Genomic DNA, 15,146 nt, shown 5'->3' with positions numbered 1-15,146 from the left:
ACGGCACCGGCGCAACACGCCGCGGCATCGGCGCAAGACAGTCGCACTCCTTCGCGCTTGATCTGTATCAACGGGGTACGCGCGGCGCTTTCTAGACTCCATGGCATACCGTCACCCTGGTTCTTTTTTGCGGAGCACGCGCGATGAGCTACAAGAGCATCGTTGTTCACCTCGATACGAGCGAACGGGCGCATCCGCGCCTCGAAATCGCGCTGCGGCTCGCGAGCCAGTTCGGGGCGCATCTCACCGGCCTCTTCGCCACCTTCACGCCCGAGCCGCGCTCGTTCTACGTGATGGCCGGGTCGGCGGACTACTTCATCGAACACGAGCGCAAGCGCACGCAGCACCGCGCGGCGCTGGAGCGGCTCTTTCACGCCGAGATCGCGCGCGCAAAGGTGGAAGGCGAATGGGTTGCCACCACGGAATACGCGAACCTTTCCGTGCCGCGCCGCGCGCGTTATGCGGACCTGATCGTGGCGGGCCAGAACGACCCCAACGACCCGGACTCGTACATCGCCGACCACTTCGCCGAGAACCTCGTGATGACCTGCGGGCGCCCCGTGCTGCTCGTGCCCTACACGGGCGTGTTTCCGTCCATCGGACACCACGCGGTGGTGGCCTGGGACGGCAGCCGCGAAGCCACGCGTGCCATGCACGACGCACTGCCGCTGCTCGCCCACGCGAAGAAGACCACGGTGCTCACCATCAACGGCACGCGCGGCGAGCCGTCCGGCAGCCGCATTCCGGGCGCGGACGTCGCGCTCGTGCTCGCGCGCCATGGCGTGACCGTGGAGGTCGTGGAGTTCGAGAGTCCGTCGGGTGTGCCGGTGGGCGAAACGCTGCTCTCGCGCGCAGCCGACGCCGGTGCCGACCTCATCGTGATGGGCGGCTACGGCCACGCGCGCTGGCAGGAACTGGTGATGGGCGGCGCCACGCGCACGCTGCTGCGATCCATGACGATGCCTGTGCTGATGTCGCACTGAAGGCGAATGCCGTCGATGCCCATGCCGACACCGATGCCTTCGCCGATGCCTTCGCCCACCCCCGCCGCCATTCTCGTGCTCAACGCGGGTTCGTCCAGCATCAAGTTCGCGCTGTTCGATTGCCCTGCTGACGAGGAACGCAGCGATCGCGCCGCCGAAGGTCCGCCGCGCCGGCCGCGGCGCTCGGGCGAAGTGGAGGGCATCGGCGAGACGCTGCGGATGCGCGTGGACGGTGTCGACGTGCCCATCAAGCCGGGGGCGTCGGACGGCGACCCGTACCGCGCGGCGCTTGCGCCCGTGATCGAATGGGTGCGCACGCAGAACGATCACGTACAGCTTGCCGCCGTTGCGCATCGCGTCGTGCATGGCGGTGCGCGCCATACGGCGCCCGTGGTGGTAAACGAAGCCGTGCTCGACGACCTCTGCACGCTTATTCCGCTCGCGCCGCTGCATCAGCCGCACAACATCGGCGCCATCGAGATTCTGATGCGCGCCCTGCCCGGCGTGCCGCAGGTCGCCGTGTTCGACACCACGTTTCACCGCACGCTGCCGCGCTGCGAGCAACTGCTGCCGCTGCCGCACGCCATGTTCGACGAAGGCGTGCGGCGCTACGGTTTTCATGGGCTCTCGTACGAGTACCTTTCGGTCGCGCTCAGCGAAGCGTTCGGCGCGCAGGCGCGCGGTCGCGTGGTGGCCGCACATCTGGGCAGCGGCGCGAGCCTCTGCGCGCTGCAGAACCTGCAAAGCGTGGCCACCACGATGGGTTTCTCCGCGCTCGACGGGCTCATGATGAGCACCCGTTGCGGCTCCATCGACCCCGGCGTGCTCTTGCACCTGATCGAAGTGCGGGGGCTGTCGCACCGCGCGCTCGGCAGGCTGCTCTACGACGAAGCAGGGCTCAAGGGCGTGTCGGGAACGTCGGGCGATCCGCGCGTGCTGCTCGACACCGAGCGCCACGACGAACGCGCCCGCGACGCGCTTGCGCTCTACGTGCGCCGTATCGTGCGCGAAACGGGCGCGCTCGTGGCGCTGCTGGGCGGGCTCGACATGCTCGTCTTCACCGCGGGCGTGGGCGAGCATTCGGCGCCTGTGCGCGAACGTGTGTGCGCGGCGCTGCAATGGCTCGGCATCGAACTCGATAGCGATGCGAACCGCGCCAACGCCCACGTCATTTCGACGCCGTCGAGTCGCGTCACCGTGGTGGTGGAACCCACCAACGAGGAATGGGTGGCCGCGCAAAGCGCGTGGCAGTTGCTGGGCGACGCCACTCGCCCAGTCGCCTCCGTTTCACGCGACCCCGCCGCTTGATCCAGATCAGGACCGCCTGCCGGTCCTCTACCGATGATTGAACGCATGTCATTCGAGCCGAGGCCCGCCATGTACACCCGAATTCTCGTCGCGCTGGACGGTAGCGAAACGTCGTCGCGCGCACTCGACACAGCATTGCAGCTCGCGCAGCAAAGCGGCGCGCAGTTGACGCCGCTCTACGTAATCGACATTCCCGTACTGCCGTTCGACGCGCCGGGCTACGACCCCTCCATCGTGCGCGACGCGTTTCGCGACGAAGGCGCGCGCGTCATGGCCGATGCGGCGCAACGCATGACCGAGCACGGCGTGCACGGCACACCGACCATCGTGGAAGTGGAGCCGCCGGGCGAAGACGTAGCGCATCGCATTCGCCTCGCCGCCCAGGCCCTGCCCGCCGATCTCATCGTGATGGGCACGCACGGACGACGCGGCTTCAGGCGGTTGGTGCTCGGCAGCGTGGCCGAACGCGTGCTGCGTACGGCGCCCTGCGCCGTGCTGCTGATACCGGCGCACGGCGAGGTCCACCCCGATCAGCCTGAGCCGGTGCACAACGCAGCCTCCGAACAGTCGCCCGAAAAGCAGTCGCCCGAAAGCGCGAAGGAGCCGTCATGAACGCGTCTGCCCGCACCACCGCCTGGCGCACGATCATCGTTCACCTGGACGACAGCCGTCAGGCGGCTACGCGCCTCGCCTTCGCCTGCGACTTCGCGCGCCGCAACGACGCGCATCTGATCGGGCTCTACGTGGTCTGCCAGGATCTGTTCCGGCCGATCTATCGCGACGACGAAAGCCTGCGCCTCGCCGTGAACGAAGCACAGCAGGCCGAACGCGCCCGCCGCGCCGAGGAAGGCTTCAACGAAGCGGCGCGCCTTGCGGGCGTCTCCGCGGAATGGCGCGCGCCGCGCGGCGAGGCAATCGACGCCGCCACGCTCCACGCGCGCCACGCCGACGTGCTCGTGCTGGGCCAGTACGACCCGGACGACCCCGCCGCGTACATCGCGAGCAACTTCGTGGGCGATCTCGTCATGGCGAGCGGTGTGCCGGCCATCGTGCTGCCGTACATCGGCAAGATGCGCACCTTCGGCGAAAACGTGCTGATTGCGTGGGACGCGAGCCGTGAGTCCGCGCGCGCCGTGCACGACGCGCTACCCATTCTGCGCCGCGCGCGCTTCGTCACGATCCAGGTGGTGCAACACGGCCGCAACGAGAACCTGGATTCGCTCGACGCGCCCGAAGGCATCGACCTCGCCGCTTATCTGGCGCGCCACGGCGTGAGCGCGTCGTTCGCGACGATGCCGCACGTGGCGGGCATGAGCGTAGGCACGTCGCTGCTGAACCGCCTTTCAGACGTGCATGCCGATCTGCTCGTGATGGGCGCGTATGGGCATACGCGGGTGCAGGAGCGCGTGCTGGGCGGGGTGACGCGCACGATGCTGGAGGCGATGACGGTGCCGGTTTTGATGGCGCATTGAGGGGGGGCCATTAATTGACGCATCAATCGGCGCCTTGAGGGGCACCGGCAAAGCGCCGTGAACGAATGCAGGAAAGGCGACTGAATCTTCGGTCCCGGAAGCGCGACAAGCCCTCGCGCATCGGCTGCGCCCGCCATTCACTTTTTGGGACAGGTGAGTGGTGGGCGTTTTTTTTGGGGGGGAGTTGGGGAGATTGGTGACGGTTGTCGACCCGGAGCCGTCTTTTGATCCAGCGGCGTCTGTCGGTCGGCTCGCGACTAGTTAGGGGACCTTGGCCCGAGAAGAAAGGCACCCGCCGCGTGGTGTGGGGTTAGATAATCCACGAAACTAAGGGCGCCACTTCAGGCGCCGCCTCGACCTGCAGGCGCCAGCGCACCTATATGGGCAACAACAATCGGCGTGGCTTGAGACTAGATATCTGAGCCAACGTTCTCGACGTATTCACCGAATATTTCGACCATCTTTGCCCGCCATGCTTCTGGGACTCCACCCCAATCATCGCCCCACTTCTGCGTCTCTTGGTATGCCCTAAAAGGCTTTTCTGAGGACGGGGCTGCGTACCCCATTTCATCTTCAATGTTCTCATGCATCTGGATGACTTTGCCTTTACCAGAAAGTGCGTCAGCAATTGGCTGGTTAAATATCTCAGCCCCAATCACGCCGTTGTCGCGATCATGGACAACAATTGGCTCAATACCCATGGAAACGAGGTACTTAACTAGGCCAATAATGGATGCCTTTCCTCTCGCTTTGATTATTTCGAAATTCGAGACAATTTTAAGATAGCGATCCTTTGGCAGGCGCTTAAGAGTCTCCTTGATAACTATCTCTTCTGTATCCCCCTCAACAATGACAACGTGCCTTGTAAAAAACACTCTGGCGACATGATCGTCAACGCGCAGGAGCATTTTTACATGATCTCTTGCATCCTCTTCAAGAGAACGAAAGGCATCTGTCACATTGAATGGAGAAGATGTTATGCCTGACCCATCAAATCTGAGGCTATTCAATATCTGCTTTGGCTTTCTCGATAAATCAATGATGAATGGGGAGTGCGTAGTAGCAATAATTTGAGATTCTTGCCCGCTCAACTCATAAATAGTGTCGCGCATTTGATTCGCAGCACTTGGGTGAAGATAGATTTCCGGCTCCTCAAAACAAACGATCAGTGACCGAGCGTGATCGTCCTCTCTTCGAGAAAGCCACCTTTGCCTAAATCGAAGCATGCCAAATGCAGCAGCCCTGATCATTCCGGAACCCTGATGGGCAACGGGAGTTCTGACGTTACTGGACATCTCGACATTGAATGTCGGCCTGAGGGCAGTATTCGGGTCACTCAAATTCGCGGTGGCATGGAGTTGTGATTCGGGAAATACCCCGGCAAGAACCGCATTTAGCTCAATAATCATTTTTCCGAATTCTGAGCCACTGTCCTCTGGATCGAGCTCAAGAGCCAGCTTATTCAGATACTCCTGAGCCTTGTTGTAATTTTCAGACGCACTCCGAACATCCTCAAACAGTTCATTAAGAGTCTTTCCGAGTACGCCCGATGAAGTGCCCTCAATTTCAGCTACAGACGTATCGGCAGGTATGAGAAGGAATCGGGGCAACATCTTCAGGACCACGCCTGGAATACCTCCAGGATTTTGAAACCAAGTTTCCGAATCCTTGGTATCCCAAATGGCGTCGAGCTGCTCCAGCTTCTCGAGTGCGCCCTTGCTTGAGCCGATCTTGGCTCCGAGATCAGCAAATAGTTCTTTGACCTCCGTCAGTGGCGCCCCTTTGTCAATGAGATCTTGTCCCGTCTTGTAGTCGGAAAATTCCGGCTTAATTTCACGTTCCTTTGACCTGAATTCGATGACAACATCTTTTCCAAGTGAAAAGGTCTTTCGATAGGTCACCGATAGGCCAGTGTCTGATTCGTCGTCTGTTGGGTAGGAAAAAATACGGCCTTTGAATCCTCGCCACTGCTTCGCTTCCATGGGAAGATTTCTGAACTCAGCTTCCAACGTTATAGTGTCAACAACGGGCTTTGTTTCCCCCGTCTCGCCGTCGACAACAGAAAAGTACTCAGAGCTGGGAATTGCCTTCTTGGCTGATAGCAGCCACTCAATGGCTTTTAGGACAGTGCTCTTGCCAGCATTGTTGGGACCGATGAGAAAAGTCGCGTCACCAAAGAGCAGCTTCACAGATTGAATACGCTTGTAGCCGTCAATCTTCAACGAGTGCAGTTTCATGACAATCCCTTGTAAGCAAACATTGAAGCTTGAGGACGCGCTGTGGATAGGCTGGACGCCCTATGCACTAAAAGTCTGACGCTGGAGTCCGGGATTCGATTAATTTATATCATAGGACTAAAAGCGAAAGGCAGCCACTGTCCGGTATCGAAAACAGAACCGACGTTTGAACGCCCGGGAACACCCGAGAGTGAGTGACCGGAGATGGCCGTACAGAGACCTAGCCGCTTCGCACTTGCCTTCGCACGGCCGCTCAGTCCGTCGAGCCGAGACGGACGTCCCGACATCGATGGAGTCGGCCAGATCAGATGTCCCGTAGTCGTTGACACATTTAATTTGCGCCCGCAAACGCTTGTCCCGCAAGGCCGATCCGATGTCAGCGCGCATCGACACGCCGTATTGACACGATTAATACGGTCTACGTTACGGTACCGGCCAGACGACGCGCGGCGAATACTTCAGGTACAGGCCTCAGCGTCGCGCACGGAGTAGCGACATGCCACGCCACAGCCCGCCGAAAGAGGATGCCAGGCGTGCGCAGCGCCCGTTCTGATGAGCTACCGGTTCGGTCGATAGCGCGATCTGCGCCTTCCGGTTCCCGTCGAACAACCGCGCAAGGGCATACCGCACCCGCGCAAGCTACTTTACAGATTCCGCCGCAGAGCGCACGGCTTCGGGAAAATCGCTGGCTATCAACATTCCTCGCGGGGGTTACCATCCCGCCGGGCGTACCAACCGAGGTACCTGTCAATCTGACCGACTGCGGCATCCTTCACCTCTCCGACCTTCAACTCGATAACGACCCGGCGCCCGCTTGCGTCCTGAGCAAGTGTTTCGATCCGACCGACATCGCTGACCACCTGCCTTTCAACGAAACGCAGTCCCTTCTCAAGCGAGTTTATTTTGCGAATCAGATGCTCTGGAGGTGCCCTCACGACAGTCCTACGCAACATCGCCTGGCGTCTGCCTGATCGGGCTCCATTTGGCGGCCCCGTCTTCAACCCGTGTCACAGACGATGCGGTGCCGAAACCACCGCGTCGCGCGGCAGCAAATTCTCCCAGCATCCAGTCCCGCAGTTTGCGTAATGCCGTACTCGTATCGAAGCGTTCGGGCGTATAGCAGAGGAAGTGCCCCTGATCGTCGACGTCGACGGGCGCGTCCATGGGCTGTACGAGCGCGCCCGCAGCGAGCGGTACGCCTATCAGGAACGCCGGGACGAGCGCGACGCCAAGCCCGGACTGCGCCGCCTGGATCAACACCGCGTACTGCTCGAAACGCGGTCCCGAGAATGCGTTCATGGGTGCAACGCCATAGGCTTGCGACCACTGAAACCAGACGCTTTCGGCCTGCTCATGCACGAGCCGCGGCGCGGCGGCGAGGTCGGCCGGCGTGCGCAGCGCGTGCTTTGCCGCGAAGCCGGGTGAACAGACCGGCACGAAAGTGCGTCCGTCGAGATAGTCGCAGCACAGGCCGTCCCAGCGGCCGTCGCCATAGCGGATCGCCGCGTCGAGCCCGAGCGGGAACGGGTCGCCGTGTGCCAGATGGCGCCGGAAACTCAGTGTGACGTTCGGCGCCGCCGCCAGAAACGACGGCAGTCTGGGCACCAGCCACTTGGTCGTGAAGGTCGGCACGCTCGCGATAGTCAGCAGGTCGCTGTCTTCGCGCACGCTCAGCAGTTCCAGTGAAGCATTGCCGATCTCACGAAGCGGCGCCGTCACGCGTCCGTGATAGAGCTGCCCCGCCCTCGTCAACGACAGATTGCGCCCCTCGCGCGTGAACAGCTTCACGCCGAACAGCGCTTCCAGGTTGGCGATCTGGCGGCTGACCGCGCTCGGCGTGAGCCCCAGTTCGCGCGCGGCATACGAAAAGTTCAGATGTTTCGCTGAACTTGCGAACGCATGCAGTTCGGCCATGTTCGGATAGAGGTGCTTCATCGCGAGGTATTCCGGATTCGCAAAGATCGATGCGTGGTTTGTACGTTTTTTTCATGACGATGCCATGTCGGGATCGCACACTGGCGACCGTCATCGCGAAGCCAGGTGACTGATTCAACTGGTTTTAGCGCCGTCCTGTCGCTCGTTTACGGAATTGCCCGATGCACTCTCCTGCCGCCACGGCTCGCCCGGCTGGTGTTCCTGTTTGTCGCAGCACGCGCGCCCCGGCGCCGGGGCGCATGCTGGTGCGGGCAGTCGTCGTGCTGTTCGCGCTCTACCTGCTGCTGCCCATCGCGCTGCTTCTGATCGGCTCAACCGGCCGGAGCTGGACCAATACGCTGCTGCCGACCGGATTGACCGCACACTGGTACGCCGACCTCGCAGCCGATCCGAGCTTTCGCCGCGCGTTCGGCACGAGCCTCACGGTCGCGCTGGCGTGCTGCGCGCTCAACACCGTGCTCGGCGTTCCGCTCGCCTATGCGCTTCATCACCGGGCGCGCGCCGGTCACGGCCTCGCCGCGCGGCTTGTGATGCTGTTGCCTGTCGCCGTGCCTGCGCTGACGCTCGGGTTCGGCTATATCGCCGTGTTCGGCGGCGATGCGCTGCCGTGGCTCGGTACGTTGTGGCTGATGATCGCCGCGCATGCGGTGTTGACGATGCCGTACCTGCTGCAAACGCTGCTGGCCGACCTGCGCCACCTCGATCTCGCGACGCTCGAAGCCTGCGCGGCCACGCTCGGCGCCACGCCGCTGCGCCAGTTCCTGACCATTGCGCTGCCCAGCCTGCGTCACAGCCTGTTTGCGGGTCTGGTGATGGTGGCCGCACTGTCGATAGGCGAATTCCAGATATCCAACCTGATTGCGGGCTTCCGCTATCGAAACTATCCCGTCGTGTTGCTGCAGGCGTTTTATGGCGCCTCGGGCTTTGCCTGTGCCGCGACCGTCGTGCTGCTCGTGCTCGCCGTTGCTGCGACGCTTGCCTCGATCACCACCGTGCAACGACTGAAGTGAAACCATGAGTCTCGAATTCGACACCGTCAGCTACACGTATCCGGGCGCGTCGCACGGCATCGCCGACATTTCCCTGAAGGCCGCGCCCGGCGAGCTGCTGGCCGTGATCGGCCAGAGCGGATCGGGCAAATCCACGCTGCTTCGCCTCACGGCGGGGCTCTTGACCGGGTACACCGGTCGCATCGCGATCGGCGGGCAAGACGTTGCCGGCGAGCCGGTCTGGCGGCGCGGCGTCGGGATGGTCTTTCAACAGTACGCGCTGTTCGCACACCTGAGCGTGGCGGACAACGTGGCCTACGGCCTGAAGATGCGCGGCGTCGAGCGCGGCACACGGCGCCGCCAGGCGCTCGCCATGCTGGACCGCGTGGGCCTCGCGAATCACGCTGACCGGCCGCCGGCGCAGCTCTCGGGAGGTCAGCAGCAGCGCGTCGCGCTGGCCCGCGCACTCGTCATCGAGCCGCGCGTGCTGCTGCTCGACGAGCCGCTCGCGGCACTCGATGCCGGCATCCGCCATCAACTGCGCGACCAGATTCGCGCGCTACAACGTGCGTGCGGTGCGACCACACTGTTTGTGACGCACGATCAGGACGAGGCGCTCAGCATGGCCGATCGCGTTGCCATCGTCGAAGACGGGCGGGTGCTGCAGGTGGGCACGCCGCGCGAGTTGTACGAGGCGCCGGCCTCGGTGCGCGTCGCGCGCTTCATCGGACATTCCACGATTCTGCGCGGACGCGTGACGACCACCGACCGCATCGACGTCGGCTTCACGACGCTTTGCGCCGAGACAGGCAGGCATCGCCCCGGCGACGCCGTCGAACTGCTGCTTCGTCCCGAGCATGTGCAGGCCGACCCCGAGCCGGGCCGCGCAAATCGGGTTTGCGGCACCCGAGGCGAGGTCCGCTACTTCGGCTCAACACACCGCTATGACTTCCTCCCGCACGGGGCCGCCGCGCCGCTGCTCGGCGAGGGCCGCGTCGTGGCGGAGCACAGCATTGCCATCGACCCGCGCCATCTGCGTGTACTGCCGGCAGCGGCGCGCGAATAAATGCGCGTGCGGCGCGCCGTGCGCAGCCGGCTTTTCTTGAAATCCACACACCCCTCTGCTTCGTCAGATACCTGACCGGCCTCTCTTACGCATTTACGCATCCCGGAGAACCACGATGTTTGCCACACCTACCTTGATCCAACGTATGCGTGCCGTTGCGCTCGCGCTCGGCGCGCTGCTCGCGTGCGCGGCTCATGCCGAGCCGCGTGTGCCGCTGTACGCTGGCGAGCAGGCGCTCTACGAGAAGGCGACCGACGAAGGCCTCGTCGTTTCTTTCGATACCGGCCCCGAGTGGGCCAACTGGAAGTCGCTGTTCGCCGGCTTTCGCGAGCGCTATCCGAAGGTCGAGATCACCTACAACGACATCGGCTCGGCCGCTACCGTGGTGGCGCTCGACAAGGCGCGCCGCCGTCCGCAGGCGGACACGGCGTACTACTTCGCCGCTTCCGCACTCGACGCGAAAGCGAAGGACCTGGTCGCACCGTTCAAGCCGCTCAACTTCGACAAGCTGCCGCAAGTGTTCCGCGATCCCGACGGCCGCTGGTTCACCGTCCACTCGCTGAACATCGCGTTCCTCGTCAACCGCAAGCTCGTGAAGGAAGTGCCGCGGCGCTGGTCCGATCTGCTCAAGCCCGAGTACCACAATGCGGTCGTCTACCTCGATCCGCGTTCCACGGGCCAGGGCCAGGTGGATGTGTTCGCGGCGGCTTACGCGATGGGCGGCAGCGTCGACGATCCGAAACCGGGCGCCGATTTCTTCGGCAAGCTGAAGACCGTCGGCAACGTGATGCGCGTGGAGGGCACCACGCCCTACGCGAAGTTCGTGAAGGGCGAGATTCCGGTTCTGATCGGTTACGAGAACGACGGGCTGAAGGCCCGCTACGTGGACGGCATGGGCGACACGGCGGAAGTCGTGATTCCGCAGGACGGCAGCGTGTCGGCCCCCTACGCGATGAGCCTCGTCAAGAACGCACCCAATCCTTCCGCGGCGCAGCTCTGGCTCAACTACGTGATGAGCGATGCGGGGCAGGCGTTGTTCGCGCGCGGTTACGTGCGCCCCGCCGTGCCCGCTGTCACGCTCGCGCCGGAGGTGGCCGCCAGAATGCCGGACGCGCCGCAGGTGCATCCGCTCGACGTCGCGAAGGCGGCGGCGAAGAAGGCGCTGGTCGACCAGCTCTGGTCGCAGGCGACGCTCGGCCAGTGAACGGCATGACGTTCTGTCACGACAGCCAGGGCGGCCGGTGATGCGACACCCGACACTCGATACCCGCAACGCGGGCCTGCTGCGCCGCTTCGGCGCGATGCCGGCCGCCATCCTGTTCGCCGTCGCGTTCGCGCTGCCGCTCGCGTCGCTGGTCGTGGCCGCGTTCGACGGCGGCGGCCACGCGTTTGGCGCCGTGTTCGGCGATCCACTGGTGGGCGACGCGATCGTCCGCTCCATCGGGCTTGCGGCGGCCTCGGGCACGTTGTCCACCATGGTCGGCATCGCGCTGGCAATCGCGCTCGCCGGGCAGTCGCCGCAGCGCCGCCGGCTCTGGCTGGCAATGCTCGGCGTGCCGCTCGCGTTTTCCGGTCTGGTGATTGCCTACGGCTTCATCCTGACGTTCGGCCGCGCAGGGTTCGTAACCCTGTTGCTCGCGAAGCTGGGCGCCGACCCGGCGCGCGTGGGCGGGGTGATCTACACCACTTTCGGGCTGGTGATCGCCTACGCGTACTACCTGATTCCACGCGTTGCGCTGATGCTCTACCCGGCCTTCGCGAATTTCGACCGACGCCCGCTCGACGCGGCGCTGACGCTCGGCGCAGGGCCGTGGCGCGCCTGGATCGACGTGGCGTGGCGCGAGCTGTGGCCCTCGGTGGCGTCGGCGTGGTGCCTCGTTGCGGCGATCGCGCTCGGGACCTACGGCACTGCCGTCGCACTGGCCGGCACGCAGATCAACATCCTGCCGCTGCTGATGTACCTGAAGCTGTCCGATGGGCAGACCGATTTCTCGCAGGCGGCTGTGCTGTCCATCGTGCTGACGGCGCTGTGCACCTGTGTTCTTGCAATGGGGGAATGGATTGTCAGACCAAGGCAACATTGAACGCCCGATGCTGGCCGAGGCCGCGCTCGCGGACCTCGCCGCGCGTCAGCGGACGGAGAACCGGCATCGGATGCCGGTGGGCGTGATCGGCCCGCGCGAGGCGACCGCGGAGCAGTTGCGCGTCGCCGAGACCATCGCCTATGCGCTTGCACAGGCCGGCATGACGATTCTTGGCGGGGGCAAGGGCGGCGTGATGGAAGCGTCCGCGCGTGGCGCGCAGCGCGCGGGCGGCATCGCGATAGGACTGTTGCCCGAAGAGGACGCGCAAGGCGCGAATCCGTACCTCGGTGTGGCGCTGCCCACGGGGCTCGGCATCACGCGCAACGCGCTCATCGCACGCGCGTCGCTGTGCCTCATCGCGGTGGGTGGTGGCCTCGGCACGCTGTCCGAGATTGTGCTCGGACTGCAATGGGGCAAGCCGGTGTTCGCGGTCTGCGACGCACCGCTGGTGGCGGGCGTCGAATGCTTCGATTCGGCGGATGCGGTACTCGTGCGCGCGGCGCACTGGCTCGCCACGCTTTCCTGATACACGCAACAGGGTTTCACGGTAGTAGAGATCTTTTTGTCAATTAAATAGGATGACTAATTATGAAAAAGACCATCATCGCGTCGTGCGTGCTTGGCGGCGCAGCCATGAGCGCCCATGCACAGAGCGGCGTGACGCTGTACGGGATCGTCGATAACGGCCTTGCCTGGCAGAACAGTGCGACCTCGGTCGGCTCGACCTCGAACGGTCATTCGGTGGTGAAGATGACCGCCGGCGTGTGGGCGGGCAGCCGCTTCGGCCTGAAGGGCAGCGAAGATCTGGGCGGCGGCACCAAGGCGATCTTCACGCTCGAAGCGGGCGTGAACAGCGCGAACGGCACCTCGCAGTTTTCCGGTGGCATGTTTACACGGCAGTCGTGGGTGGGTTTGACCAACCGGCGCTTCGGTACGCTGACGGCTGGCCGCCAGTACACGGCCTACTACACGATTCTGTCGCCGTGGAGCCCGACCACCTGGATCACCGGCTACTTCGGCGCGCATCCCGGGGATATCGACTCGCTCGACAACATCTACCGCGCCAACAACTCACTGGTCTACCAGTCGCCGACGTTGGGCGGCTTCACGTTCGCCGCCTCGTATGCGTTCGGCGGCGTGCCGGGCAGCATCAATGCCGGATCGACCTGGAGCGCGGGCCTGCAATACACGAACGGGCCTCTTGGCATCGGGGCGGCGTATCAGCGCGTGAACAATTCGACGCCCGGCGGCGGCGCGTGGGGTGCCTCGTCGACGACATCGAACGGCGGTGCGGAAACGGCCGTCTCCGCCATCAACAACGGCTACCAGACCGCGCAGGCGCAGCAGCGTTTCGCGGTGACGGGCGGCTACCGCTTCTCGGACGCATGGGACGTGTCAGCTTCGTATTCGAACGTCCAGTACATCCCCGGCACGGGTTCGTCGTTCCGCAACACGGCCATCTTCAACACCGCGGGCGCGGTGCTGCACTTCCACCCTTCGACAGCGTGGGACTTCGCGGGCGGCTATAGCTACACGCGTGCCACGCTAGCCAATGGCATCACGAACGCTGCGCGGTATCACCAGTTCACGCTGTCGCAGTACTACGCCGTGTCCAAGCGTACGGGCGTCTACATGGTCGAAGCGTATCAGCGTGCGAACGGCGATACCTTGTCGGGTAACCACAAGGTCGTCGCCGCCACGCCATCGATTGGCGATGGTTTCAGTGGCGCGCCGGCGTCGTCGCGCAGTCAGGTCGCGGCCGGCGTGGGTATCGTGCATCGGTTCTAGCGTGCACAGCGGGCGGCGACGCCCGCTCGCGCGGTTCAATGACGGATTGTGTAGCCAAACGGCAAGTGAGTTCTCTTATCCTGGAGGCAAGGAGAACTCGATGAAGAAGCGCCATACCGACGAACAGATCATCCGTGTCCTGCGGAAAGCCGAGCGCCGCGAGGAGCCGGTCAAGGATCTGTGCAAGCGGCACAACATCACGGAGCAGACGTTCTACCGCTGGCGAAATGAGTTCGGCGGCATGGATGTTGCCGAAGCCCGTCGGCTCAAAGAGCTCGAATCAGAAACGACCGGTTGAAACGCCTGATTGCTGAGCAACTGCTGGTGATCGACGGCCTGAAGGAGTTCAGTCGAAAACAACGAGCACCCCGACGGGCCGGCGCGAAGCGCTGGAAGTCCCGACTCGGCGGGGTCTATCACAACGCAAGCCATATCGTTACCTGGGATTCAGTCGCCGGATGCCGACCTACACGCTCAAGCAGCCGGAGAAAGACCAGCTGCTGGGCGATCAGTTGATTGCAGCGTCGCAAGAGGTGCCGCGCTTCGGTTATCGCCGGCTCTCGGCCTGGCTGTCGTTAGGCGAATAACCCACATCCGGCTCATGCGATGTTCATTCCCGTACTGCGGGCGATGACCTGGCTGCCGCACCGTGTGCGGCACAGATCGACGGCCCATTTGCGGCCGTCTTCGCTGTAGCCCTCCGCGCATTCGATGATCGGGTTATCGCCGTGCTGGGGGCACGACACGATGTCGTGCCACAGGGCGACTTTTCTGCCATCGAGGTTGAACGTTGACGACGCGGTTTTGATGACGCCGCCGTGCGTGGTTGGATCGCCGAGGCATACGGGGGGGGTCATGATGATGTTGCTCGCTGCTGCTGTGTAATCAATCCCGATGCCTTACTGTGGAGCCAGCGGCGCGTCGGGATTGGTCGGTTTGATGGAGGGATTGCAGATGATGCGGTCCTGTCCGGATGGCGTCTTGAGCTTTGAAAAAATGCCTGGTCGCTTCGAGGCCATAAATGTAGAGCCGTGGATTCCTGGGGGATATGGCTTGCTTAGGTCGATATCAGGAACTAGCGGATACTCTGTCACATAAGGATCGCCATTCTCGTCTCCGTAATCGACCTGAGCTACAAAGAGCTTATTTTGGGTGGCGGCGACCGTGTATCGTTTCGAGTCCTCAAACGCGTTGAAACTGTGATCCATGTACACCTTGGAATGGAAGGTTTTCCCGCCGTCTGTCGAATACCATAAAGGCACGATGCAGCCTTTTTCGCCATTA

General features: G+C 63.3%; 15 protein-coding genes and 1 pseudogene. 11 read left to right on the top strand and 5 right to left on the bottom strand.

Going from position 1 to position 15,146, the window contains the following annotated elements:
* Positions 1-143: 143 nt before the first annotated feature.
* From PXJ20_RS31320 to PXJ20_RS31305, 4 genes are all read left to right on the top strand, one after another.
* Positions 144-983, top strand: a complete 840-nt coding sequence (locus PXJ20_RS31320; protein WP_017775759.1) for a universal stress protein — start codon at positions 144-146, stop codon at positions 981-983.
* 45 nt (positions 984-1,028) lie between these two features.
* Positions 1,029-2,291, top strand: a complete 1,263-nt coding sequence (locus PXJ20_RS31315; protein WP_421032276.1) for an acetate/propionate family kinase — start codon at positions 1,029-1,031, stop codon at positions 2,289-2,291.
* Positions 2,292-2,360: 69 nt separating this feature from the next.
* Positions 2,361-2,903 carry a universal stress protein gene (locus PXJ20_RS31310; protein ID WP_199541860.1) on the top strand — a complete coding sequence of 181 codons (543 nt, stop codon included), beginning with the start codon at positions 2,361-2,363 and terminating at the stop codon, positions 2,901-2,903.
* Positions 2,900-3,763 (top strand): universal stress protein, encoded by an 864-nt coding sequence (locus tag PXJ20_RS31305; protein WP_017775756.1) that lies wholly within the window; start codon positions 2,900-2,902, stop codon positions 3,761-3,763. The genes PXJ20_RS31310 and PXJ20_RS31305 overlap by 4 nt, the downstream gene beginning before the upstream one ends.
* A 410-nt stretch (positions 3,764-4,173) precedes the next feature.
* On the opposite strand, the gene PXJ20_RS31300 is transcribed toward PXJ20_RS31305, so the two are convergent.
* The 3 genes from PXJ20_RS31300 to PXJ20_RS31290 form a co-directional block, all read right to left on the bottom strand.
* Entirely contained in the window at positions 4,174-6,000 is a 1,827-nt protein-coding gene (locus tag PXJ20_RS31300) for an ATP-dependent nuclease (RefSeq protein ID WP_421032275.1), read from the bottom strand.
* Positions 6,001-6,692: 692 nt separating this feature from the next.
* The gene (locus PXJ20_RS31295; RefSeq protein WP_421032274.1) at positions 6,693-6,953 is read right to left on the bottom strand and encodes an endonuclease NucS domain-containing protein; all 261 of its coding nucleotides are present in this window, start codon (positions 6,951-6,953) and stop codon (positions 6,693-6,695) included.
* Positions 6,943-7,935: a LysR substrate-binding domain-containing protein gene (locus PXJ20_RS31290; RefSeq protein ID WP_017775750.1), complete on the bottom strand. Its 993-nt coding sequence runs from the start codon at positions 7,933-7,935 to the stop codon at positions 6,943-6,945. The genes PXJ20_RS31295 and PXJ20_RS31290 overlap by 11 nt, the downstream gene beginning before the upstream one ends.
* A gap of 161 nt (positions 7,936-8,096) precedes the next feature.
* Between PXJ20_RS31290 and PXJ20_RS31285 the strand changes: the two genes are divergently transcribed.
* From PXJ20_RS31285 to PXJ20_RS31255, 7 genes and pseudogenes are all read left to right on the top strand, one after another.
* Positions 8,097-8,945 carry an ABC transporter permease gene (locus PXJ20_RS31285; RefSeq protein WP_277598215.1) on the top strand — a complete coding sequence of 283 codons (849 nt, stop codon included), beginning with the start codon at positions 8,097-8,099 and terminating at the stop codon, positions 8,943-8,945.
* A gap of 4 nt (positions 8,946-8,949) precedes the next feature.
* Positions 8,950-9,990, top strand: coding sequence for an ABC transporter ATP-binding protein (locus PXJ20_RS31280; protein ID WP_421032273.1), 1,041 nt, complete (start codon positions 8,950-8,952; stop codon positions 9,988-9,990).
* Positions 9,991-10,105: 115 nt separating this feature from the next.
* Positions 10,106-11,194 carry an extracellular solute-binding protein gene (locus PXJ20_RS31275; protein WP_026121654.1) on the top strand — a complete coding sequence of 363 codons (1,089 nt, stop codon included), beginning with the start codon at positions 10,106-10,108 and terminating at the stop codon, positions 11,192-11,194.
* 40 nt (positions 11,195-11,234) lie between these two features.
* Complete coding sequence (locus PXJ20_RS31270; RefSeq protein WP_277598218.1) at positions 11,235-12,074, top strand: ABC transporter permease; 840 nt, start codon at positions 11,235-11,237, stop codon at positions 12,072-12,074.
* A 7-nt stretch (positions 12,075-12,081) separates the two neighbouring features.
* Entirely contained in the window at positions 12,082-12,600 is a 519-nt protein-coding gene (locus PXJ20_RS31265; RefSeq protein ID WP_421032272.1) for a TIGR00725 family protein, read from the top strand.
* A gap of 62 nt (positions 12,601-12,662) precedes the next feature.
* Complete coding sequence (locus PXJ20_RS31260) at positions 12,663-13,862, top strand: porin (protein WP_421032271.1); 1,200 nt, start codon at positions 12,663-12,665, stop codon at positions 13,860-13,862.
* A gap of 100 nt (positions 13,863-13,962) precedes the next feature.
* Positions 13,963-14,446 (top strand): annotated as a pseudogene (locus PXJ20_RS31255) (transposase); the annotation flags it as partial.
* A 15-nt stretch (positions 14,447-14,461) separates the two neighbouring features.
* Here the strand turns inward: PXJ20_RS31255 and PXJ20_RS31250 are convergent.
* Entirely contained in the window at positions 14,462-14,719 is a 258-nt protein-coding gene (locus PXJ20_RS31250; RefSeq protein WP_421032270.1) for a PAAR domain-containing protein, read from the bottom strand.
* A gap of 42 nt (positions 14,720-14,761) precedes the next feature.
* Positions 14,762-15,146, bottom strand: a 385-nt coding sequence (locus PXJ20_RS31245) for a T6SS immunity protein Tli3 family protein (protein ID WP_421057472.1), incomplete at its 5' end; no start/stop codon positions are given.

The organism is Paraburkholderia sp. A1RI_3L (assembly GCF_048957895.1).
GTDB lineage: Bacteria > Pseudomonadota > Gammaproteobacteria > Burkholderiales > Burkholderiaceae > Paraburkholderia > Paraburkholderia kururiensis.
Note: the sequence above shows the minus strand (reverse complement) of the source record. Positions and strands in the feature narration are given on the sequence as shown.

Coding starts and splice junctions, on each gene's coding strand:
- PXJ20_RS31320 (WP_017775759.1), top strand. CDS start 144: ATGAGCTACAAGAGCATCGTTGTTCACCTCGATACGAGCGAACGGGCG.
- PXJ20_RS31250 (WP_421032270.1), bottom strand. CDS start 14,719: ATGACCCCCCCCGTATGCCTCGGCGATCCAACCACGCACGGCGGCGTC.
- PXJ20_RS31305 (WP_017775756.1), top strand. CDS start 2,900: ATGAACGCGTCTGCCCGCACCACCGCCTGGCGCACGATCATCGTTCAC.
- PXJ20_RS31260 (WP_421032271.1), top strand. CDS start 12,663: ATGAAAAAGACCATCATCGCGTCGTGCGTGCTTGGCGGCGCAGCCATG.
- PXJ20_RS31285 (WP_277598215.1), top strand. CDS start 8,097: ATGCACTCTCCTGCCGCCACGGCTCGCCCGGCTGGTGTTCCTGTTTGT.
- PXJ20_RS31280 (WP_421032273.1), top strand. CDS start 8,950: ATGAGTCTCGAATTCGACACCGTCAGCTACACGTATCCGGGCGCGTCG.
- PXJ20_RS31300 (WP_421032275.1), bottom strand. CDS start 6,000: ATGAAACTGCACTCGTTGAAGATTGACGGCTACAAGCGTATTCAATCT.
- PXJ20_RS31265 (WP_421032272.1), top strand. CDS start 12,082: ATGCTGGCCGAGGCCGCGCTCGCGGACCTCGCCGCGCGTCAGCGGACG.
- PXJ20_RS31275 (WP_026121654.1), top strand. CDS start 10,106: ATGTTTGCCACACCTACCTTGATCCAACGTATGCGTGCCGTTGCGCTC.
- PXJ20_RS31295 (WP_421032274.1), bottom strand. CDS start 6,953: ATGTTGCGTAGGACTGTCGTGAGGGCACCTCCAGAGCATCTGATTCGC.
- PXJ20_RS31290 (WP_017775750.1), bottom strand. CDS start 7,935: ATGAAGCACCTCTATCCGAACATGGCCGAACTGCATGCGTTCGCAAGT.
- PXJ20_RS31310 (WP_199541860.1), top strand. CDS start 2,361: ATGTACACCCGAATTCTCGTCGCGCTGGACGGTAGCGAAACGTCGTCG.
- PXJ20_RS31270 (WP_277598218.1), top strand. CDS start 11,235: ATGCGACACCCGACACTCGATACCCGCAACGCGGGCCTGCTGCGCCGC.
- PXJ20_RS31315 (WP_421032276.1), top strand. CDS start 1,029: ATGCCTTCGCCCACCCCCGCCGCCATTCTCGTGCTCAACGCGGGTTCG.